This is a genomic window from Rhodococcoides kyotonense (assembly GCF_001645385.1).
GTDB classification, from domain to species: domain Bacteria; phylum Actinomycetota; class Actinomycetes; order Mycobacteriales; family Mycobacteriaceae; genus Rhodococcoides; species Rhodococcoides kyotonensis_B.
On record NZ_LVHI01000004.1, the window covers coordinates 113777 to 134366 of the forward strand.

General features: G+C 64.8%; 20 protein-coding genes and 3 riboswitches. Of the genes, 16 read left to right on the plus strand and 4 right to left on the minus strand.

Annotated elements, in window-relative coordinates:
- Positions 1-31 precede the first annotated feature (31 nt).
- The 3 genes from A3K89_RS03685 to A3K89_RS03695 are packed head-to-tail and all read left to right on the plus strand — an operon-like array spanning position 32 to position 2219.
- Positions 32-568 carry an Rv0361 family membrane protein gene (locus A3K89_RS03685; protein ID WP_068421948.1) on the plus strand — a complete coding sequence of 179 codons (537 nt, stop codon included), beginning with the start codon at positions 32-34 and terminating at the stop codon, positions 566-568.
- A gap of 20 nt (positions 569-588) precedes the next feature.
- The gene (locus A3K89_RS03690) at positions 589-1002 is read left to right on the plus strand and encodes a rhodanese-like domain-containing protein (RefSeq protein WP_068421951.1); all 414 of its coding nucleotides are present in this window, start codon (positions 589-591) and stop codon (positions 1000-1002) included.
- The gene (locus A3K89_RS03695) at positions 999-2219 is read left to right on the plus strand and encodes an O-succinylhomoserine sulfhydrylase (RefSeq protein WP_068421953.1); all 1221 of its coding nucleotides are present in this window, start codon (positions 999-1001) and stop codon (positions 2217-2219) included. Before A3K89_RS03690 ends, A3K89_RS03695 begins: the two co-directional genes overlap by 4 nt.
- Before the next feature lie 3 nt (positions 2220-2222).
- On the opposite strand, the gene A3K89_RS03700 is transcribed toward A3K89_RS03695, so the two are convergent.
- The 3 genes from A3K89_RS03700 to A3K89_RS03710 are packed head-to-tail and all read right to left on the minus strand — an operon-like array spanning position 2223 to position 4380.
- Complete coding sequence (locus tag A3K89_RS03700) at positions 2223-3302, minus strand: isochorismate synthase (protein WP_068421955.1); 1080 nt, start codon at positions 3300-3302, stop codon at positions 2223-2225.
- Complete coding sequence (locus A3K89_RS03705) at positions 3302-4060, minus strand: HAD-IIA family hydrolase (protein ID WP_206031296.1); 759 nt, start codon at positions 4058-4060, stop codon at positions 3302-3304. The genes A3K89_RS03700 and A3K89_RS03705 overlap by 1 nt, the downstream gene beginning before the upstream one ends.
- Before the next feature lie 53 nt (positions 4061-4113).
- Positions 4114-4380, minus strand: coding sequence for a WhiB family transcriptional regulator (locus A3K89_RS03710; RefSeq protein WP_068422261.1), 267 nt, complete (start codon positions 4378-4380; stop codon positions 4114-4116).
- A 66-nt stretch (positions 4381-4446) separates the two neighbouring features.
- Here A3K89_RS03710 and A3K89_RS03715 point away from each other — a divergent pair, with 66 nt between their 5' ends.
- The gene (locus A3K89_RS03715; protein WP_157105211.1) at positions 4447-5610 is read left to right on the plus strand and encodes a hypothetical protein; all 1164 of its coding nucleotides are present in this window, start codon (positions 4447-4449) and stop codon (positions 5608-5610) included.
- On the opposite strand, the gene A3K89_RS03720 is transcribed toward A3K89_RS03715, so the two are convergent.
- Complete coding sequence (locus A3K89_RS03720; protein ID WP_068421964.1) at positions 5589-7718, minus strand: HNH endonuclease signature motif containing protein; 2130 nt, start codon at positions 7716-7718, stop codon at positions 5589-5591. The two genes, A3K89_RS03715 and A3K89_RS03720, sit on opposite strands and share 22 nt — an antisense overlap.
- 244 nt (positions 7719-7962) lie before the next feature.
- Positions 7963-8059, plus strand: a riboswitch (SAM riboswitch).
- A gap of 139 nt (positions 8060-8198) precedes the next feature.
- Between A3K89_RS03720 and A3K89_RS03725 the strand changes: the two genes are divergently transcribed.
- The 12 genes from A3K89_RS03725 (at position 8199) to A3K89_RS03775 (ending at position 20589) form a co-directional block, all read left to right on the plus strand.
- Positions 8199-9152 (plus strand): amino acid ABC transporter permease, encoded by a 954-nt coding sequence (locus A3K89_RS03725; protein ID WP_068421966.1) that lies wholly within the window; start codon positions 8199-8201, stop codon positions 9150-9152.
- On the plus strand, positions 9149-9931 hold the full coding sequence (locus A3K89_RS03730; protein ID WP_068421967.1) for an amino acid ABC transporter ATP-binding protein: 783 nt from the start codon (positions 9149-9151) through the stop codon (positions 9929-9931). Before A3K89_RS03725 ends, A3K89_RS03730 begins: the two co-directional genes overlap by 4 nt.
- Before the next feature lie 15 nt (positions 9932-9946).
- Complete coding sequence (locus tag A3K89_RS03735) at positions 9947-10921, plus strand: ABC transporter substrate-binding protein (protein WP_068421970.1); 975 nt, start codon at positions 9947-9949, stop codon at positions 10919-10921.
- Between the two features lie 8 nt (positions 10922-10929).
- Positions 10930-12012 (plus strand): FAD-dependent oxidoreductase, encoded by a 1083-nt coding sequence (locus A3K89_RS03740; protein ID WP_068421973.1) that lies wholly within the window; start codon positions 10930-10932, stop codon positions 12010-12012.
- A 46-nt stretch (positions 12013-12058) separates the two neighbouring features.
- Positions 12059-12154: riboswitch (SAM riboswitch) on the plus strand.
- 9 nt (positions 12155-12163) lie between these two features.
- Positions 12164-12676 (plus strand): GNAT family N-acetyltransferase, encoded by a 513-nt coding sequence (locus A3K89_RS03745; protein WP_068421976.1) that lies wholly within the window; start codon positions 12164-12166, stop codon positions 12674-12676.
- Entirely contained in the window at positions 12673-13743 is a 1071-nt protein-coding gene (locus A3K89_RS03750) for an LLM class flavin-dependent oxidoreductase (protein WP_068421979.1), read from the plus strand. The genes A3K89_RS03745 and A3K89_RS03750 overlap by 4 nt, the downstream gene beginning before the upstream one ends.
- Complete coding sequence (locus A3K89_RS03755; RefSeq protein ID WP_068421982.1) at positions 13740-14768, plus strand: LLM class flavin-dependent oxidoreductase; 1029 nt, start codon at positions 13740-13742, stop codon at positions 14766-14768. The genes A3K89_RS03750 and A3K89_RS03755 overlap by 4 nt, the downstream gene beginning before the upstream one ends.
- A 2-nt stretch (positions 14769-14770) precedes the next feature.
- Positions 14771-16117, plus strand: coding sequence for an NtaA/DmoA family FMN-dependent monooxygenase (locus tag A3K89_RS03760; RefSeq protein ID WP_068421984.1), 1347 nt, complete (start codon positions 14771-14773; stop codon positions 16115-16117).
- Positions 16089-17510, plus strand: coding sequence for an MFS transporter (locus A3K89_RS03765; protein ID WP_068421985.1), 1422 nt, complete (start codon positions 16089-16091; stop codon positions 17508-17510). The genes A3K89_RS03760 and A3K89_RS03765 overlap by 29 nt, the downstream gene beginning before the upstream one ends.
- Positions 17510-18643 (plus strand): LLM class flavin-dependent oxidoreductase, encoded by a 1134-nt coding sequence (locus A3K89_RS03770; protein WP_254303398.1) that lies wholly within the window; start codon positions 17510-17512, stop codon positions 18641-18643. The genes A3K89_RS03765 and A3K89_RS03770 overlap by 1 nt, the downstream gene beginning before the upstream one ends.
- Before the next feature lie 53 nt (positions 18644-18696).
- Positions 18697-18792: riboswitch (SAM riboswitch) on the plus strand.
- 4 nt (positions 18793-18796) lie between these two features.
- Entirely contained in the window at positions 18797-18877 is an 81-nt protein-coding gene (locus A3K89_RS26645) for a putative leader peptide (protein WP_367946694.1), read from the plus strand.
- A gap of 95 nt (positions 18878-18972) precedes the next feature.
- Positions 18973-20589 (plus strand): ABC transporter substrate-binding protein, encoded by a 1617-nt coding sequence (locus A3K89_RS03775; protein ID WP_068422264.1) that lies wholly within the window; start codon positions 18973-18975, stop codon positions 20587-20589.
- Position 20590 lies beyond the last annotated feature (1 nt).

Sequence of the window (20590 nt, forward strand, 5' to 3'; positions counted from 1 at the left end):
CCGGAGTTCGCCGGGCGGGGAAGATTGGCACATGGCGTCGTGGCGTGAACGTAGGCAACAGTGGGTCGACAGCCGTGAGGAAGCGCAGAACAACGCGTCGGCAGCAGCTGCCGACGCGGGTGAACGACGCGCACCCACGGCCTGGCCGTTTCTGATCGCGGTCGGCATCGTCGTCGTGATTCTCGCCGGCATCTTCATCGCTGCACGGTTCGCCCCCGCCGAGAACAACGTCACGCAGGCGCAGCTGATGACCGACGCGATCACCGAGTTCGTCGACGCGCAGAACACCGGTGACGCGGCCGCCCTGCGCGAGACGACGTGTTCACAGCAGGTCGACGCCCTGATCACCGGTTCCGACGCCGACTACAGCGCTGCCAGAGCTGCAGATGTCGAGCAGAACGGCAAGCTCGTCGTCGATGGTGCCCCCACCGATTACGAGGTGAACGGTGACCGAGGTGTCGCTACAGTTCCGACGAAGCTCGAGAAATCAGGAACGACGACGAACGACGAGTGGAAGTTCGTGCGCGTGGACGACAAGTGGCTGGTCTGCAATGTGTACTCGGGTTGAATTCATGAAAGGCTGAATCCGTGACTTATGCAGGTGACATAACCCCGCAGGCAGCGTGGGAGCTGCTTCGCGAGAACCCGGACGCGGTCCTCGTGGACGTTCGAACGCACGCCGAGTGGCAGTACGTCGGCGTCCCCGACACGTCGTCGATCGAGCGCCCGACTCACCTCATCGAGTGGGTCAGCTACCCGAACGGTGCGCGCAACGTGAACTTCGTCGACCAGCTGAAGGAAGCCGGAGTCGACGGCGAACGTCCCGTGGTGTTCCTGTGCCGGTCCGGCCAGCGGTCGATCGGTGCTGCCGAAGCCGCGACGGCGGCGGGCATCGGGCCGTCGTACAACGTTCTCGACGGGTTCGAAGGTGCGACGGACGCAGAGGGCCACCGCGGTGCTGTGGGTTGGCGTGCGGTCGGTTTGCCGTGGAGGCAGTCATGAGTATTCCCAAGGGCGGAGGCTTCTCGAAGCCGTTGCCAGAGGACGTGGGTCAGGGGACGCTGGGTGTCCGCGGCGGCTTGATGCGGTCTGGATTCGACGAGAACGCCGAGGCGCTCTACCTGTCGTCCGGATTCGTCTACGAGAGCGCGGGTGCGGCCGAACAGGCGTTCACCGGCGAGATCGACCACTTCGTGTACTCGCGCTACGGCAACCCGACGGTTCGCATGTTCGAGGAACGTCTGCGGCTGATCGAGGGCGCCGAGGCGTGCTTCGGCACGTCGAGCGGAATGTCCGCGGTGTTCGTCGCGCTCGGTGCTTTGCTGAAGGCAGGCGACCGGTTGGTCGCGGCACGCAGCCTGTTCGGTTCGTGCTTCGTCGTCTGCAACGAGATCCTGCCGCGCTGGGGTGTCGAGACCGTCTTCGTCGACGGTGAGGACAACGCGCAGTGGGAAGAGGCGCTGTCGGTTCCGACGACGGCGGTGTTCTTCGAGACGCCGTCGAACCCGATGCAGTCGCTCGTCGACGTCGAGCGGGTCTCCGAGCTGGCGCACGCGGCCGGCGCAACCGTGGTGTTGGACAACGTCTTTGCGACTCCGCTGCTGCAGAACAGTCTGGCGCTGGGAGCGGACGTCGTCGTCTACTCGGGTACCAAGCACATCGACGGCCAGGGCCGTGTCCTCGGCGGCGCGATTCTCGGGAGCAAAGAGTACATCGACGGTCCGGTGCAGACGCTCATGCGCCACACCGGTCCGGCGTTGAGTCCGTTCAATGCGTGGACTCTGCTGAAGGGTCTCGAGACGATGCCTGTGCGCGTTCGACATTCGACGCAGAGCGCACTCGAGATCGCGCGGTTCCTCGAAGGGCATCCAGGGGTGTCGTGGGTCAAGTACCCCTACCTCGAATCGCACCCGCAGCACGAGCTCGCGAAGAAGCAGATGAAGGGCGGCGGCACCGTCGTCACGTTCGAATTGGACGCGCAGGAGGGTGAAGGCAAGAAGCGTGCGTTCGAACTGCTCGACGCGTTGCGCGTCATCGATATCTCGAACAACCTGGGCGACGCGAAGACGCTCATCACCCACCCCGCGACGACGACGCACCGCGCGATGGGCCCGGAAGGTCGTGCGGCAGTGGGGCTTTCGGACGGTGTCGTGCGCATCTCCGTCGGCCTCGAGGACGTCGAGGATCTCATCGCGGATCTGCAGCAGGCGCTTCGCTAGCGCTCACGAGGCGCGGAGCGCCTCCAGAACAGTCCTGAATTTCGCTGTCGTCTCGGCGAGTTCGGCATCGGGGTCGGAGGCTTCGACGATGCCTCCGCCCGCCGTCGCGACCGCTGACAGGCCGTCGGCCGCGAGTTCGAGGCATCGGATGGCCACCATCCACTCGCCGTCGCCCGCGGAGTCCGTCCATCCGACAGCGCCCGCGTAGAAGCCGCGCGGGCCCTCGATGTCCGCGATCGTCTGCATGGCTGCGGCGCGCGGAACGCCCGCGACGGCAGCGGTCGGATGCAGTGCGAGCGCGAGATCCAGTGCCGTCGTGGACGAGTCGCGCAGAGTGCCGGTGATGGGCGAGCTCAGATGCCACAGCTGAGGCGTCGAACTCAAGTGTGGTGTTTCGGGGACTTCGATTGTTGCGCACAGAGGTTCGAGTGCTGCGCGAATTTCGTCGACGACGAATCGGTGTTCCGCTTGATCTTTCGCGCTCGCGGCCAGACGTTCGGCGATCGCTGCATCGGTGTCGGGGTCGTCGCTGCGCGCCGCTGTCCCGGCGAACGGATGGCAGCTGACCGTGGTGCCGCGTCGTCGCACCAGAAGTTCCGGACTCGAGCCGACGAGGTGTTTTCCCTCGTAATCGGTTCCGGCAGAGGAGAGATCGACGCTGTAGCCGTTGCCCAGTGGATCGGCCGCAACGAGTGAGGCGAGCAGCGACAGCGGATCGATCGGCGAATCGGCGAGGAGCTCGAGAGCACGCGCGAGCACCACTTTCTGCGCTGCGCCCTGCCGGAGCGAGTTCACGACCTTCCGCACGCGTTCGACATGCACGTCCGACGCGGGCTGTTGGCGTCCGACATGCACGTGGGGTAGCGGTGGCAATGAGACACGGGAAGCCCACGGCCCGTCGGTCCTGGTCAGGTCGACCGGTTGGACGAGCGCGACAGGATCACCGATGTCGAACGGGATCGCGCCGACGACGGCACGACCGGACTGCACGGCCTCCGGCAGCGTCGAGAACCGGTGCTCGACGCCGGTGGCCTCGACGGTGCAGTCGCGTCGGGACAGCACGAAGTGCGGTAGAGCCGACATCAGAACGGCGACTGGGTGCGTCCGACGAGGTCTGCGACCGAGTTGATGACTTTCGTCGGCCGGTACGGGTAGTGCTCGACCGATGCGGTGGTCGAGATGCCGGTCAGCACGAGGATGGTTTGCAGGCCGGCTTCGAGACCGGAGACGACGTCGGTGTCCATCCGGTCGCCGATCATCAGTGTGCTCTCGGAGTGACCGCCGATCGCGCGCAGCGCAGAACGCATCATCAGTGCGTTCGGCTTGCCGACGTAGTAGGGCTCGCGGCCGGTGGCCTTGGTGATCAGTGCGGCGACGGATCCGGTCGCGGGCAGCGATCCGTCACGGGACGGACCGGTGGCGTCAGGGTTGGTCGCGATGAAGCGTGCGCCCTTCTCGACGAGTCGAATGGCCGTCGTGATGGCTTCGAAGGAGTACGTTCGCGTCTCGCCGAGCACGACGTAGTCGGGGTTGGAATCGGTGAGTACGTAGCCGATGTCGTGCAGGGCCGTCGTCAGACCGGATTCGCCGACGACATAGGCGCTGCCGCGGGGACGCTGGTTGCCGAGGAAATTCGCCGTGGCCAGAGCGGACGTCCAGATCGCAGACTCCGGGATCTTCAGGCCGGTTCGTTCGAGCCTGGCCTGCAGGTCGCGCGGAGTTCGGATCGAGTTGTTCGTCAGCACGATGAACGGGATGTCGTTCGCCTCCAGCTCGGCGACGAACGCGTCGGCGCCGGGGATGAGGTGATCTTCGTGGACGAGAACGCCGTCCATGTCCATCAGGTAGGTCCAACGCTGCGGTTCGTCCGGTGAGCTCACCTCACCATTGTGCGCTATCCGGCTTTCTTCGACTGCGCGCGCTGCAGTGAGCGCTCACGGGCGGTCATGCCGCCCCACACTCCGAACGGTTCGCCCGCGGCCAGAGCGAACTGGCGGCACTGCGCGATGACCGGGCATGTCCTGCACACGACCTTCGCGGCATCCTCTCGTTGCCGACGAGCCGTGCGGCCCTCACCCGACGGTGAGAAGAAGATTTCCGAATCGGCGCCGCGGCAGACCGCGTCGAGCTGCCACTGCCACGCTTCTGTTGTGGGTGCCATGTAGCGATGATGTCGCGTGAGAAGACCGGCGAGAAGGTTTGCAATCATCCAGCGTCTAATTGTTTCGTGAACTCTTGGAGCGGTCGAATTGCCATGATGTTGGGTGGCGTACTGGTCGGCTCGACGCTGGCTGAGCGCGATATGGGCGAATTCGGGCCGACGCTGTCGGTCGTCGTGGCCGCGATCGTCGCGGCGTGCGTCGTGCTGCAGGTTCGAAGTGCGAAAGCCGGGTCGACGACGGTATGCGTGGGTGCCGCTGTGCTGGTGGCGTCGATGTGGTCGGGTTCGTTGTTGGATGGTGTCGGCGCCGGGCTGATACTCGGCGGACTCTTGGCCCTGGCGGATACCGACGATCGTGCCTGGTTGCAGAGTGCGTTGGCGACGGGCGTTGTCGTCGGGGCGCGGAGGCCCGTCGAAATGATCCCGCGTCGGTACGCCGACTACCTGTCGGACGGGTCCGACGCGTCCGACGGGCTTGCATGGGTACTGCTGGTGGCGACGGTCGTGGCTGTTCTCTGGACCCTGACGACCTCGGGTTTCGGGCAGATCCGAGATCCCGATCGGTCGTCGCGGGTCGGAATCGTGGTGATCGGCGTGGGAATACCGCTCGTAGCGTTGCTGACGCGTTGGTGGTTCGCCCAGCAGCTCGGCCCGCCGCCGTCGTACGCGGAGTGGGTCGCCGGGGGAGCGCTCGTGGCTGCTGTCGTCGCCGCGGCGTTCGTGTCGAGGGAGACGACGGGTGTGGTGTTGCTGGCCGGGCTGGCTGTGTCCGTCGTCGACCGTGGGGCTTTCGTCGTCGAAAGCCGGTGGTTTCTGGTCTTTCCCGTCGCGGCGGCCGTCGTGGGATCGGTCGTCGGCCGGAGGTGGCCCGCTCCTGTAGTCGGGTTCGGGATGCTCGCTCTCGTGACCGTGCCGACGGTGTTCGACATATGGGTGGATCCGGTCGTCCTGCTGCCTGTGGCCGTATACCTGTTCGCGTCGTGCCTGCCGTCGAACGGGGCGCTCACTGCCGTGGGAGTGCTCGGGCCGCTTCTGTTGTTCGTGCCGTTCGCCGAGCACTACGGGTGGACGGCGATCACGGCTATCGACAACCGGACGGTGAGTTCGTTCGTGGGCGACGCCCCCGCTTACGACGAGCAGGCTCTCGCAGCGGTCGTGACGATCCTGCTGTGCGGCGTAGTCGCGTGGACGTTGACCCGGCACGCGAATCAGAACGGTGGTGGTCGGTAATTCTCGCGGGCGGTGACGATGGCGCGGTGTTCGAGGAATCGCTCGCGGAGGTAGACGGCGTCGTCGCGTTCCTGTGGAGTGCGGGCGCGTGCGATGTCGCCGAGTGTCGGCACGTTCGTCACCGTCTCGGGGTTCAACAGCCGACCCCAGTCGGTGTCGGTGTCGGTGATGTTCTGTTCCCACCAGGTGGGTTCGTAAAGTTCGTCGGAGGGTTCGTCGTCCGGTGGTGGTTCCGTCGGTCTCGCCTCATCGACGACAAGAACTGCCGCAGAGCGCTCGTCTTCGATAGTGGTCGGCAGTGGACGTGGTTTCCGATTGTGTACGAAGGTGTCCGGGACCAGGACGGTGCCGTAGTTCGACGGGGTGATGCGTTGCAATCCTGAGGTCGAAGTCCAGATGATGGCGTCGCCGGCGAGTCGTGCTGCGGCCCAAAGCTTCAGGGTCTTGGCTTGGTGATGGAAGTGGCAGAGCGGCTGGAGGTTGGCGCGGATGGTCCAGCCGCCCGCTCGGGGATTGGTGTGGTCGAAGGGGACGATGTGGTCGATCTCGCAGGCTGCTGCGGGCACACTGCACCCAGGGAATGTGCAGGTGGAGAACGTCGCGCGTGTGAGTGCGACGAGTTCTGCTGTGGGTCGGTAGGTCAGTGCTCCCGGTGGCGGTTCGGTGTGTCCGCCGTGGCCGTCGGGGTGAATGCCCTTTGCGAGTGCGGGGTCTGCAGCTGCGGCATCGAGAAACCGCGAAATCGTATCGGAGAGAGCGACATCGCGGCCCGGGCGTAGGCGCCGGCGTACCGCACGCGGGAGTGAGCGGGAAATGGAGGTGGTGCAGGGGATCAGCGCTGCGCTCAGAGGCCCGACCGGATGGATTCGGCCGCGTTTGATCGGGCGATAGGCAGTGGGTCGGTGGTCGGTCGGGTGGTGAGCTGTCTGGTCGGCGACATCTTCAGCTGCGCTCGGATTTTCGTGGTCGGCGGCCGCGGTGTCATCGGGTTCGTCTGTACCGCCCGCATACTCACTTCCCGCACGCTCGCTGCCCGAATGTTCTTCCTGCGCCACCGCGGAGTCGACATCCTCGGCCGTGTCGTCTGCAGACTCCTCCGCCTCGACGCCGTGTCCTTCTTCCGCGCGGATGTCTTCGATGAGTTCGGTAAGAATCATCTGCAGTCGGGAATCGCCAGCGAGCCGTCGAGCTGTGTCGGGGTCGAGGATGGTGCCGTCGCTGAGGGTTGCGGGTCGGTCGGTGAGTCCGAGGAGGGTCTCGATGTCTACGGTGACTTGCAACAGGTGTGGACGTCGCTTGGAGTGATGCTCCTGCTGTCCGCTGACCGGGCATACGTCGGTTTCGCACATGCAGGCGATGAAGTCCTGGCGGTAGACGAGAGCCATGACGGCGTAGCCACGGAGTTGCTTCTTCGTTCGCGGGTCGCGGGAGCAAACGGTGCCTGCCAGTTCGTCGAGCACGGCGTTGATTTCGGCGCCCTCGAGACTGCTCATTCTGGCGCGGAGGGTGGCCATGCCGTCGTCGCCTCGAATGACGTCGGCGCGTCGTTCTTCGGATTCGACTTTCTTACGCGCTGCTGCGGCCTCGTCGGGGTCGTGTTCGATCCACAGGCTCCAGATGCGGTCGCGGAGGGGGCCGACGGTGGTGTGCAGTGCGGTGGCGAGGACGTTGTCCTCGATCGCGTGGACGGTATCGTCGGATGCCTTCTCGAGCACCAGGGCGATGGTGCGGACCCTAGGGTAGTCGATATCGCCTGCGGTGAAGGCGGCGTCGACTGCGGGGAGTCGCCAGGCGAGTTGTTCGCCGATGGTCATCATGTCGCGAGTGACGGTGCGTGACAACGATAGTGCGACGGCGGCTTCGCACTGGACGGTGCGTTTGGCGAGTGCGATGTCGGGTTCGCCGTCGCCGGATTCGTGGATGTCGGCTTCGGCGCAGAAGCGGAGCTCGAACAGGGCGTGCAGGTTGTGGACCGCCGTTGCGGCGGCGATGTTCTCGGCGCGGCGATTGCCGGCGAGCGTCACCAACAGTTCCGACGCCTCCGCGTCGGCGGCACGACGGATCGCGTCCGCCTCGCCTGAATTGTCAACGCCCCCCGGCATTCCCATGCCCACTACAATAGTCGAACATGCGTTCGAATGCAAGGGAGGCCGCCCACTACGTCGACCGCGCAGGTTGCAGCGCACGCGCACGTTGCAACCCGCGCGCTTGCTGGAAGGTGCGCGGCCGGACGCGAACGGTCGAAACCCGCAAGAGTTCGAATCACCGTGATTCGAAGTCGAAGCTCAAGCGCCGCAATGCAATCGAAAACCGGAGACTTGACGGCTGTACTAGGTACCGAATACATTCCTGTCACCATCCAGAGCGACCAAGAGACCTGGCTCGTCGACGTCGCAGCAACCCCCTTCCTCACGGAAGGTGTGGGTGCTACCGCCAGGACCGATGGAGGAAGCACATGAGCTGCGCACTGTGTCAGCGACGGGCAATGCGGCGACGCCTGCACGTCGACCTGTGCCGCGTGGGCGCCTGTAGCTGTACCTGCAGATAGTCCCGCCACACACCACACCTCCACCAGAAAGCTTGTTTCGGTGACTCAATTGCAAGCGCGGCCCGCGTCGGCCGAACCGCAGATCGACGACGAGAACCTCGTCGTCGCCAAGAAGTGGCACCCGTGGCGCTGGGTCGTCAGCATCGCGGTCCTCGTGCTGGTCGCGCAGTTCCTGCACGGCCTCGCGACCAACCCGGGATGGGATTGGGGAACGTTCGCTCAGTACTTCACGGCGGCGTCCGTCATGTCCGCGCTGTGGCTGACCATTCAGCTGACGTTCTGGGGCACGCTCATCGGGTTCGCGATCGGCATCGCGCTCGCCGTGGCTCGCCTGTCGAACAACCCTGTGCTGCAGGTCATCTCCTGGTTCTACATCTGGGCGTTCAGGTCGATTCCCCTCATCGTGCAGTTGTTGTTCTGGTTCAACATCGCCTACCTCTACCAAACTCTCACGCTCGGAATCCCGTTCGGTCCCGCGTTCTTCGAGTTCGACGTGAACAACGTGATCAGCGGTTCGACGGCCGCCATCATCGGTCTCGCGCTGCACCAGGCTGCGTACTCGGCCGAGATCGTCAGGGCGGGCATCATCTCCGTCGACCAAGGCCAGTTGGAAGCGGCTGCTGCACTGGGCATTCCGAAGCGTCGCGAATTCTTCAAGATCGTCCTGCCACAAGCGATGCGAGGGATCCTCCCGAACGCCGCCAACGAGGTCATCAGCCTGTTCAAGGGCACCTCGATCGTGTCCGTCATGGCCATCGCCGAGCTGTTCTACCAGGTTCAGGTCATCTACGGCCGCAACGGGCGGGTCGTTCCGCTGCTCATGGTCGCGACCATCTGGTACATCATCCTCACGTCGATCCTGTCGGTCGTCCAGTTCTACGTAGAACGGCACTACGCCAAGGGTGCGGTGCGCACCATCCCTCTGACACCGGTCCAGAAGATACGCAAGCGGCTCGCCGAGATCACCCTCGCGCCTCGGGGAGCAACCCGATGACCGCCGCACCGGAGAACTCGAAGTACGCCGTCGAAGTCCGCGGCATACACAAGTCGTTCGGACCGCTCGAAGTGCTGAGGGGTGTCGACCTCGTCGTTCGCCCGGGCGAGGTCACCGTCATCATCGGCCCGTCCGGATCCGGTAAGTCCACGCTGCTGCGCACCCTCAACCACCTCGAAAAGGTGGATCAGGGCACGGTCAGGGTCGACGGCAATCTCGTCGGCTACCGCCGCAAGGGCAACAAACTGCACGAGCTCAGCAACAAGGACATCCTGAAGCAGCGTTCGCAAATCGGCTTCGTCTTCCAGAACTTCAACCTGTTCCCGCACCTCACCGTGCTCGAGAACGTGATCGAAGCACCGATCGCGGCGCAGAAGCGGAGGCGCGCCGACGTCGAGCCCGAAGCTCTGGCTCTGCTCGAACGCGTTGGCTTGAAAGAGAAGGCGCACGACTACCCGCGCAGATTGTCCGGCGGCCAACAGCAGCGCGTCGCCATCGCCCGGGCACTCGCGTTGCGCCCCAAAGTGATTCTGTTCGACGAGCCCACATCGGCGCTCGACCCCGAACTCGTCGGCGAGGTTCTCGAAGTCATTCGGGGGCTCGCTCGTGAAGGCGCGACACTCGTCATCGTCACGCACGAGGTCGGTTTCGCCAAGGAGATCGCCGACACGGTCGTCTTCATGGACGGCGGACAGATCGTCGAGAGCGGCACGCCCACGGAACTTTTCGACAACACCCGAGAGGAGCGCACCAAAGCGTTCCTCGCCCACGTTCTTTGAACTCGAGGAAGAGCCATGCCCAGATTCAACCGGGGACTCCTCGTCCTCGCGTCTGCCCTGTCCGCTGCTGCGCTGACGCTCACCGCGTGCAGTGAACCCACCGCCGAATCGGAGGTAGTGACCGAGGACGGTCAGACCTTCGACCTCTCACCGGAGCAGTCCACCCGCGTTCACGCCGACAAGGTCGACGAGATCGCGGCGAAAGTTCCCCAGTCCATTCGTGATTCAGGCGTCCTGACGATTGCTGGAACTGCCGGTACTGCCCCGCCGCTGCGCTTCTACGCGACCGACGACAAGACCGTCGTCGGCTCCGAAGTAGATTTCGGCATCCTCATCGCCGACATTCTGGGTCTGAAGCCGGAGATCACCGTCGCCGACTGGGCGCAGAACTTCGTCAAGATCGATTCCGGAGAGAACGACGTCTTCATCTCCAACGTCACCGTCACCGAGGAGCGCAAAGACAAGTACGACTTCGCGACGTACCGTCTCGACAACCTCGCCTTCGAGACTCAGAAGGACACGGACTGGGTCGTGAACGGCCGTCAGGACATCGCAGGCAAGAAAATCGGTGTCGGATCCGGTACCAACCAGGAACAACTTCTGGTCGAGTGGAACGAAGCCAACATCGCCGAGGGTCTCGCGCCGGCCGAGATCGCGTACTACCAGAACACCTCCGACTACTACCTTGCGCTGTCGTCCAAGCGCATCGACGGCTACGTCGGACCCAACCCGTCCGCCGTCTACCACGCGGCCACCAGCGGTGACAGCAAGATCATCGGCACGGTGTCCGGTGCGGGCGACGCCCTGCAAGGCGAAATCGCCGTGACCACCAAGAAGGACAACGGCCTGATCGTCGCGATCCAGGAGGCGATCAACCACGCCATCGAGGACGGCGATTACCAGAAGGTCATCGACCGCTGGGGGCTGAAGGACGAGGTTGTCACCGAGTCCGTGATCAACCCGCAGGGCCTGCCCCGTAAGGTTGGTTAGACCCAGGCATGAAAGTGGTAGTCGTCGGCGGCGGCGTGATCGGAACAGCATCGGCGTGGATTCTCGCGCGCCGAGGCCACCAGGTCACCCTGCTCGAGCAGTTCGAGCCCGGCCACAAGAACGGTGCGTCACACGGCAGTTCGCGTATCTTTCGGCACGCCTACGCCGACGACTTCTACGTATCGCTCGCGTCACGCGCTCACACACTGTGGCGTGAACTCGAGAACAGTACCGGCACCGAACTTCTCACACTGACGGGTGCCGTGGACCATGGCTTGCCCGCTACCGTGACGCCCCGGGCAGATGCCTTGGCGCGCGCTGGGCTTACTGCCGAAGTTCTGCACCCGCACGAGGCGCGGCGGCGTTGGCCCGGGTTGGCGTTCGACACGACAGTCCTGCATCATCCCGATGCCGGACGGTTGGATGCGGACAGAAGTGTCGACGCCTTCGTCGTCGCGGCCCGGAATGCCGGTGCCGCTGTGCATTACGGAAGCCCGGTGCGGGAGATCACCGCGTCGGACGTGTCCACGAACTCTCGGACCTACAAAGCCGACCACGTCGTCGTGGCAGCAGGCGCTTGGTCGTCGAAAGTTCTCGGCACGCGAGTGGATCTTCCCGCGCTCGTCACCACGCAAGAACAACCCGCGCACTTCCTGCCTGTCATCGACGCCGACTGGCCGAGCTTCATCCACCACCCGGGTGCGGAACTGCACACCGAGGGTATCTACGGGCTGCAGAGTGCCGAAGGAATCAAGATCGGCGAACACGGAACCGGTCCGGTGGTGGACCCCGACGACCGGGACGCCGCACCGCGCCCGGACGGTATCGAACGGCTGAAGGCGTACGCAGGAACGTGGCTGCCGGGCGTCGACGTCGACTCTGCCGACGCTCTGACATGCCTGTACACGACCACCCCCGATTCGAACTTCATCGTCGATCGCGTCGGGCACCTCACGGTTGCCGCCGGCTTCTCCGGCCACGGGTTCAAATTCGCGCCCGCAATCGGTGAGTTGGTTGCCGATCTGGTCGACGGCGGATCGGCTCCGGAGCTGTTTCGTCTGGGCGTGCGTTCCGGCGGCGATGTTTCCTAGCGGTCGGGAATGAAATACAGTCGGGCCCGGTTCATACAACTGAACACAACCATCCAGAGCGACCGAGAGACCTTGGCTCGACGACGTCGCAGCAACCATCACGCCGTGCGCGTGGGGGTGCTCCTGCCAGGATCGATGGAAGGAACCGCACTTGACGACGTCAGAAGATCAGCTCGCCTTGCACTTCGTGGCCGTGCACCAGAACGACCCGCTCGCCGCACCGCTGATCGAGGAACTCGCGCTCGAATATGCGACGCGCTACGGCCGCACTCCCGGTGAGCAGTACAGCGAACTTCGTTCTTATCCGGCGGAGGAATTCGCCCCACCGGGCGGCTCTCTCGTCGTCGCCATCTCGGGCGGCCACCCCGTCGCAGGAGGTGCGTTCCGGCAGTACGACGCCACGACCGCCGAGCTGAAGCGGATCTGGACCGCATCGACACACCGCAAACGGGGTCTCGGCAAACTCGTCGTCGCAGAACTAGAGCGCATCGCCACACAGCGTGGATACTCCCGCATCTACCTGACGACGGGGTGGCGGCAGCCGGAAGCTGTCGCGTTGTATCTGTCCGCCGGATACACGCCGCTGTACGACCGGTCGATCCCGGCCGAGGACGTCGGTCCTCACCCGTTCGAAAAGCTTCTCGTCTGCGAGGGTGCCGCATGAAGTTTCTGCTGATGAGCCTTGTGTCGCATCGGCCGGACCCCGTATCCGGTGAGAAGAAGAGCCCGGCAGAGCGATTTCGGGAAGTCATCGACACCGCGGTACTCGCCGAAGAGCTGGGGTACGACGGTTTCGCCGTGGGGGAGCGTCACGAAGATCCGTTCATCTCGGCGTCGCCGCCGGTGGTGTTGAGCAACATCGCTGCTCGCACGTCGACCATCGGATTGTTCACGGCCGTAACCACGTTGAGCCTCCTCGATCCGGTGCGCGCCTTCGAGGACTATTCGACGCTCGACAACCTGTCCGATGGCCGACTCGAATTGATCATCGGCAAGGGCAACGGAAGTGCCCAGGCCGCATTGTTTCACGTGACACCCGAGGATCAGTGGGATCGTAATCGTGAAGGCTACGAACTGTTTCGCGCGTTGTGGGACAGCGACAGCGTCACGTGGTCCGGTCGTTTCCGGCCTCCGCTCGTCGACGCGAAAGCTCTACCTCGTCCGTTGCAGTCTCGAATTCGCATCTGGCACGGCAGTGCGACAAGTAGGGAATCCGTGGATCTGGCTGCACGGCATGGGGATCCGATCTTCTCCGCCAACGTCACCAATCCGCCCGAGCCGTACGCCGAACTGATTCGCCATTACCGTGAGCGCTGGGCGCACTACGGTCGTCGTCCCGAGGACGCCCTCGTGGGCGCTGGCACTGCCGGCTTCCATGTCGCCGCGACGTCGCAGGAGGCCGTTGCCGCATACCGTTTCACGTTCGAGGCACGGCTGGCGGCGCAACGCAGCGCTGGAATCCCGGTCGTCTTCGACTCCCTCGAAGACCTCGTCGAGCGCAGTTCCGCGCTGATCGGCAGCCCCGAGCAGGTGATCGACAAGATCGGTCGGTATCACGAACAGTTCGGTCACGAGGTCATCCATCTCAGCGCGGATGCCGACGGTATCCCCGCGCGTCAGCAGCGTCGTAGCCTGGAGTTGTTCCAGTCCGACGTCGCACCCGTGATACGCGAGTGGATTCCGAGCCGACCACTCGCCGCAGCCAAGGCCCTGAAAGAGGTTCTCGTATGAGTATTTTCGCCGTCGGAATCGAGTTGGACGGGGAGGGTGCTCATCCACGCGCGGCGCGGCGTGCGAACCAGCCGTCGAGCGGGTCGATCAGCGGAAAGACGCTGTCGCTTCGCGTCGCGGCCGCCGAGAATGCGGGTTTCACGTTCGCCACGTTCGACGACTCGATCCTCCCGCCGTCCGGCGACGTACGCGCGAGGGTCGACGCCGTCGCCCGCGCCTCGTTCGTCGCGGCGACCACGTCCACGATCGGACTCGTCCCGGTCGTCGGCACGACGTACGCCGAGCCGTTCCACACGTCTTCGCAGCTTGCGACGCTCGACTACTCGTCGCGCGGACGTGCCGGATGGATCCCGATTCGTGTGACCGACCCGGCGGCGGCCCGCGCGTGGGGCCGACCCGAAGTGACGTCCGATGCGGATCGCACTCGCGAGCAACGAGACTCGATCACCGTCGCTCGACAACTGTGGGATTCGTGGGAGGACGACGCTGTCATCCGCCACGTCGCGAGCGGGCGTTTCCTCGACCGCGACAAGCTGCACTACGTCGACTTCCAGGGCGAGTCGTTCTCGGTGAAAGGCCCGGCGATCGTGCCGCGCCCACCGCAGGGACAGCTCGTCGTGTTCGGCACGGAGGACGAGCGCGACCTCGTCGACGTCGTCCTCGTCCGCGAGACACCCTCGGCGCGGACGGACGCGCTCACCGTCGTCGAAATCGACGTCGCGCTCGACACCGCGGACGCAACTGCGGCCGAGCGACTCGAATCACTCGGTGCCGCAACGGCATCGGGTCGAACGAGCTACTCCGGTCCTGCAGCCGGCCTGACGGAACTGCTCACCGATCTGGCTTCCACAGCAGACGGGGTTCGGCTGTTCCCGACGGTCGTCGACGAGGACCTACCGGTGCTGAGCCGCTACGTCCTGCCCGAGCTGTTGCAGACAGGCGTCGCGCATCGCCCGGTTCCAGGATCGACGTTCCGCGACAACCTCGGTCTTGCCCGGCCGGCCAATCGTTACGAGAGGGTCTGAACATGAGTGTCCTTCGACCGGACGCCCAGGTGCACTTCGGTGTCTTCTTTCAAGGCGTCAACCACACCACCATCTGGTCCGACCCGCAAAGTGGTTCGCAGATCGATTTCGAGACGTTCCGCAAGATCATCACGACGGCCGAGCGGGGCCTGTTCGACGCGTTCTTCCTCGGTGAGGGTCTGCGCCTGCGCGAGCAGCAGGGCAAGATTCTCGACCTGGACATCGCCGGGCGTCCCGACGCCATCGCGCAGCTCGCAGCGCTCGCAGGCATCACCGAACACATCGGATTGGTTGCGACCCAGAACACGACGTACAACGAGCCGGGCGACCTCGCGCGTCGACTTGCAGGTCTCGACATCCTGTCCGACGGCAGGGCAGGGTGGAATGCCGTCACGACCGACAACGCGTGGACCGGTGAGAACTTCCGCCGGGGAGGGTTTCTCGACCACGAGCTCCGCTACGAGCGGGCAGGCCAGTTCATCCAGGCGGCGCGTGCGATCTGGGATTCCTGGGAGAACGGTGAACCGACTCGGGTGCAGCAGAGCACGTCGCAATTCGACATCGAGCTCGACGCCACGCTCCCGCGGAGCGCGCAAGGACATCCGGTCATCTTCCAGGCCGGCGACTCGCCGCAGGGCCGTGACTTCGCCGCTGCCAACGCCGACGTCATCTTCTCCCGTCACGGAACGCATTTCGACGAAGCGTTGACGTTCGCGAACGACATTCGGTCTCGCCTCCGCAAGGCAGGTCGTCCCGAGGACGACATCAAGATCCTTCCCGGTACCCAGATAGTGTTGGCGGAGAACGCGAACGAGGTAGAAGAGAAGGAACGGTGGGTCCGCGAGGGCCAGTTCACCGGGCCGACGGCGTTGTCGCTCATCGGGCTCGTGTGGGGGCGCGACCTGTCCGATCTCGATCCCGACGGTCCGCTCCCCGCGGACGATCCGGTGCCGGCTCCCATCTCGGCGACGCGTGGTGCTTTCCGCGACGGCAAGGATCCGATCGAATTGGCAAGGGAGTGGCGCGCTTTGGCCGAGGCGAAGAACCTGTCGTTGCGTCAGGTCGCCATCGAGACGACGGCCAGGTCCGGCTTCGCAGGTACACCGGGTCAGGTCGCCGACGAGCTCACGCGGTGGGTACGCGAAGGCGCAACGGATGGATTCAACATCTCGCCGTACATCGTGCCGGGTGGTCTCGACGAGATCGTCGACTGGCTCGTGCCCGAGCTACAGGAGCGTGGTGCCTACCGCACCGAGTACACGTCGACCACATTGCGCGGGCACCTCGGGCTGCGTGAACCGCTCACTCGAAGAAAGTCCGGTGAGACCGATAGCAGCGCTGCAGGCTGATACAGCCGACCGGGTAGCAACCGGCAAGGATGTCTTCGTCTGCGCTGCAGCGGGATTCACGACGCTTCTCGACTCCGCCGTTCTGAGCATCGGCGTCCCGGCGATCCGGTCGTCGCTCGATGCCGGGACCTCCGAGGTGCAGTGGATTCTCGCAAGTTACTCGCTGACGTTCGGCCTCGCGCTCGTGCCTGCAGGTCGTCTCGGGGACGTCGTCGGACGGCGCCGGCTCTTCCTGTTCGGCCTGAGCTTGTTCTCGGTCATGGGCGTCGTGGGTGCGTTCGCCGCCGAACCGTGGATGATCGTCGCCGCGCGCCTCGGTCAGGGGATCGGTGCAGGCACCGTCAGTTCGCAAGTGCTCGGCATCATCACCGACCGATACAGCGGCAGGGAACGCGCTAAAGCGTTGGGCGCCTACAGTACGGCCGGTGGGCTCGCGGGTCTGTTCGGACCGATACTCGGCGGCATCGTTCTCGGTGTCGCCGACGCAGACGTCGGGTGGCGTCTGCTGCTGTTGCTCAACGTGCCGTTCGCGGTGGTGACACTGACGGCTGCGGTGTTCGTGTTGCGCAAGGACCGGGCGCGCCGGTCGGGTGCCAGCATCGACGTCGTCGGACTGCTCGCTCTCGGTCTCGCAACGCTGCTGCTGTTGCTGCCGATGGTGTCGTCGCTCGGGGCCGCGGTGTCGACGGTGCTCGTTCTCGCGTCGGTCGGAACGCTCGTCGGTTTCTGGTTCTGGGAGAGACGGTTCGCGGCGTCGGGTGGCGTTCCGGTTCTGCTACCGGAACTCCTTGCCGCGCGCGGGTACACACTCGGCACCGCGGTGGCGATGTTCTGGTTCGGTGCCGTGCTCGCGCTGCAAGCCGTGCTCAGTCTGTATCTCATCGAGGGGTTGGGATACCCGGCATTGCAGGCAGCGCTGATCATGGTCGGGAGTTCGCTGCTGATGGCGATCACCTCGGCGTTCGGGTGGCGAGCGGTGGCGCGCTTCGGACGCAACGCGGTCGTCGGCGCCATCGTGCTCGAGCTGTTCGTCGTCGCCGGATACATCACGACGATCGCAGCGTTGCCGCGCGGGCTCACCGTCCCCGCGTTCGTCGTCCTCGCCGCATTGTCCGGTCTCGCAAGCGGATTCGTCGACGCCCCGAATCGCGGTATGACGCTGGAATATTCACCGCCCGGCGCGAACGGGGTTGCGGCGGGATTCCTTCAACTGTCGCAACGGTTGTCGGCGACGATCTCGCTCGCGGCAGTGCCGGGAATCTACTTGGGGGTTCTTGCGTCCGATGCCGAGAATTTCGGACGGGCAGCAGGTTTGGGGATCGGGGTCTCCGGACTGATGTTGGTTGGATCGTTGGCATGTGCAGTGGTGGACAGCAAGAGACGGAGCAAGTAGTGACGACAACAGCGGTAGTGCCGAAGTTCTCGTGGTTCCTCCCGACCGGCGGCGACGACGAACGTCTCGGGGGCGCATCGCACGGCGTCCGAATCGGAGGAAACGCTGCGACAGAATCCGATTCGGGCCACCGCGACGCATCGCTCGAGTACCTCACCCGTCTGGCGCAGACCGTCGACCGGCTCGGTTTCCATGCGGTGCTGACGCCGACGGGTGCTCACTGCGAGGACGCGTGGTTGGTCACGTCGGCGCTCATCGCGGCGACGACACGTCTCAAATTTCTCGTCGCGTTCCGACCCGGCGCCGTAGAGCCTGTCCTGTCGGCGCAGATGGTCAGTACTTTCCAACGACTTTCGGGTGGACGTGCACTGCTGAACGTCGTCGTGGGAGGTGACGATGTCGAACAGCGCGCGTATGGCGACACACTCGGCAAGGACGACCGCTACCGTCGGGCACTCGAGTTCCTCGAAATCGCCCGTGGAGTGGGCGACGGCAAGCCTGTCTCTACGTCGTCGGAGTTCTACACCGTCGAGCGGCCCAGCGGCGCCGGTTTCAGTGGCTACCCGCCTGTTCCGCTTCCCGACGTCTACGTCGGTGGATCGTCACCGGCTGCGATCGACGTCGCCGCGGAGCAGGCCGACGTCTTCCTCACCTGGGGTGAACCGCCCGCTCAGGTCGCCGACAAGATCGCGCACGTGAAGAAGGCTGCTAGCGCGAAAGGCAGGGAGATCCGCGGCGGCATCCGGATCCACGTCATTGCGCGTGACACCGCCGACGAGGCGTGGTCCGTTGCAGAGAACCTGATCTCCGGGCTCGACGACGAGATCATCGCACGCAGACAGAAAGCACTGCGCGGCATCGCGTCCGAGGGCCAGCGCCGCATGCTCGACCTGCACGGCGGCGATCGGAACAATCTGTTGGTCGGGCCGAATCTGTGGGCGGGATACGGTCTGGTGCGCGGAGGAGCAGGTACCGCGCTGGTCGGCAGTCACGCCGAGGTGGCCGACCGAATTCGCGAATATCAGGCGGTGGGTATCGACGAGTTCATCTTCTCCGGCTACCCCCACATCGAAGAAGCCGAGCACTTCGGAAGGGGAGTGCTACCGCTGTTCGAATCCCCTGTTACTCCGTAGGGAATGCCTCAATTGGCGTAAGTGTCGTGGGTAGTCGTACACTTGCCAGCGCAACACCATCCAGAGCGACCGAGAGACCTGGCTCTACGACGTCGCAGCAACCCCCCGAACCATTCGGGAGCGGGTGCTACCGCCGGGAACGATGGAGGAACGATGCACGCTGGTTACCCCAACAGCTGGGGCCGAATTCACGTGGACCTGTGCCGTCTGGCGGGCTCCACCTGTCGCAGCTGAGCCCTCTCGGCTGAGTTCTTCTCCTCACCCCTTCACCGAAGTCGGGACCCCCACGTGCGTGGGTGTTCTCGCGTCTCGAGATCCGGAGTACCCACGTGTCCTCACGTTCCGTTCTGGCAGGTATCGGCGCCCTCGCTGCTGCCAGTGTCGTCCTCACCGCATGTGGCGGCAGTTCCACGTCGACCACCGCCGACGCCGGTGAGCCGCAGGCGGGCGGAACGCTGCGCTACGGCCTGTCCGGTGCGCCGACCTGCTCCGATCCCGCGCAGTCGGGCACGAATCAGACGATCTACGTCATTCGTCAGATCGTCGATTCGCTCACCGACCAGGATCCCGAGACCGGTGAGATCACGCCGTGGCTCGCGGACAGCTGGGAAGTGGCCCCTGACGCGTCGTCGTTCACGTTCACCCTGAAGGACGGTGTCACCTTCAGTGACGGCACGCCGGTCGATGCCGAGGCGGTCAAGGCCAACTTCGACTCGGTCGTGAACACCCTGACCACAGCGAAGTCTCCGCTCGGCGGCAGCTACCTGTCCGGCTACGTCGGCACCACCGTCGTCGACCCGCTCACCGCGAAGATCGAATTCAACGGTCCGAATGCGCAGTTCCTGCAGGCGACGTCGACGCCGCAGCTCGGAATTCAGTCGCTCGCCACCGTCGCGAAGCCGGCCGAGGCGCGGTGCGACGGCAGCAATATCGGTAGCGGTCCGTTCACGTATGCCGACTACCAGCAGGACAAATCGGTGACGCTCGCCAAGCGAGCCGGATATGGCTGGGGCTCGGATGTTTTCGGTCACGACGGTGAGGCCTACCTCGACACGATCGAATTCACTGTCGTCCCCGAATCGGGTGTCCGTACCGGCAGCCTGTCGTCGAATCAGCTCGACGCGATCAGCGACGCGCTTCCACAGGATGCCCCGCAGATCGAGGCCACGGGCGGACGGATCCTGACGACGTCGAATCCGGGCACGCCGTTCGGCATCCAGCCCAACGTGACTCGGGGTGCGCTGCAGGATCCCGAGGTGCGCAAGGCCCTCGTTCCGGCGATCGACCGTCAGGAACTCGTCGACACCATTCTCGGCCCGGACTTCAAGACTGCAACCAGCACGCTGGCCAGTAGGACTCCCGGCTACACCGAACTCGCGGACGTCACCTACGACCCCGAGAAGGCGAAATCCATACTCGACGCGGCAGGCTGGGTCCCGGGAGCAGACGGCATCCGTGAAAAAGACGGCCAGAAGCTGAGTTTCAAGGTCATGTTCAGTGCCGTGTTCGCCGGTAACCAGGCAATCCTGGAGCTCACCCAGCAGCAGTTGCGTGAGGTCGGCGTCGATCTGCAGCTCGAACTGGTCTCGAATGCCGAGGCCACCGCGCGTCAGGGAACCAAGGACTACGACTCCACGTACTACAACAGCACGCGCGCCGACGGTGACATCCTGCGCACGTCGTTCGCCGTCGACGGCCGAAACCTGAACGCCCGCGGCCCGATTCCCGATCTCGACGCGTCGCTGACCGAGGAACTGGCCACCACCGATACCGCAGAACGCAACGAGATCATCGGTCGCGCGCAGCAGCAGGTGCTCGACAACGGCCTGTGGATCCCGACCATCGAGTTGTCGCAGGCGATCGGTGCAGGCCCGACCGTGCAGGACCTGAAATTCGAGGCGTCGGCCCGTCTTCAGTTCTTCGACACCTGGCTGAGCGGACAGTAGT

Bases quoted from the DNA above. Each gene is read 5' to 3' on its own strand.
- A3K89_RS03755 (WP_068421982.1), top strand. From the start codon at position 13,740: ATGAGTATTTTCGCCGTCGGAATCGAGTTGGACGGGGAGGGTGCTCAT.
- A3K89_RS03730 (WP_068421967.1), top strand. From the start codon at position 9,149: ATGACCGCCGCACCGGAGAACTCGAAGTACGCCGTCGAAGTCCGCGGC.
- A3K89_RS03720 (WP_068421964.1), bottom strand. From the start codon at position 7,718: ATGGGAATGCCGGGGGGCGTTGACAATTCAGGCGAGGCGGACGCGATC.
- A3K89_RS03750 (WP_068421979.1), top strand. From the start codon at position 12,673: ATGAAGTTTCTGCTGATGAGCCTTGTGTCGCATCGGCCGGACCCCGTA.
- A3K89_RS03695 (WP_068421953.1), top strand. From the start codon at position 999: ATGAGTATTCCCAAGGGCGGAGGCTTCTCGAAGCCGTTGCCAGAGGAC.
- A3K89_RS03760 (WP_068421984.1), top strand. From the start codon at position 14,771: ATGAGTGTCCTTCGACCGGACGCCCAGGTGCACTTCGGTGTCTTCTTT.
- A3K89_RS03700 (WP_068421955.1), bottom strand. From the start codon at position 3,302: ATGTCGGCTCTACCGCACTTCGTGCTGTCCCGACGCGACTGCACCGTC.
- A3K89_RS03710 (WP_068422261.1), bottom strand. From the start codon at position 4,380: ATGGCACCCACAACAGAAGCGTGGCAGTGGCAGCTCGACGCGGTCTGC.
- A3K89_RS26645 (WP_367946694.1), top strand. From the start codon at position 18,797: ATGCACGCTGGTTACCCCAACAGCTGGGGCCGAATTCACGTGGACCTG.
- A3K89_RS03735 (WP_068421970.1), top strand. From the start codon at position 9,947: ATGCCCAGATTCAACCGGGGACTCCTCGTCCTCGCGTCTGCCCTGTCC.
- A3K89_RS03705 (WP_206031296.1), bottom strand. From the start codon at position 4,060: ATGGACATGGACGGCGTTCTCGTCCACGAAGATCACCTCATCCCCGGC.
- A3K89_RS03740 (WP_068421973.1), top strand. From the start codon at position 10,930: ATGAAAGTGGTAGTCGTCGGCGGCGGCGTGATCGGAACAGCATCGGCG.
- A3K89_RS03685 (WP_068421948.1), top strand. From the start codon at position 32: ATGGCGTCGTGGCGTGAACGTAGGCAACAGTGGGTCGACAGCCGTGAG.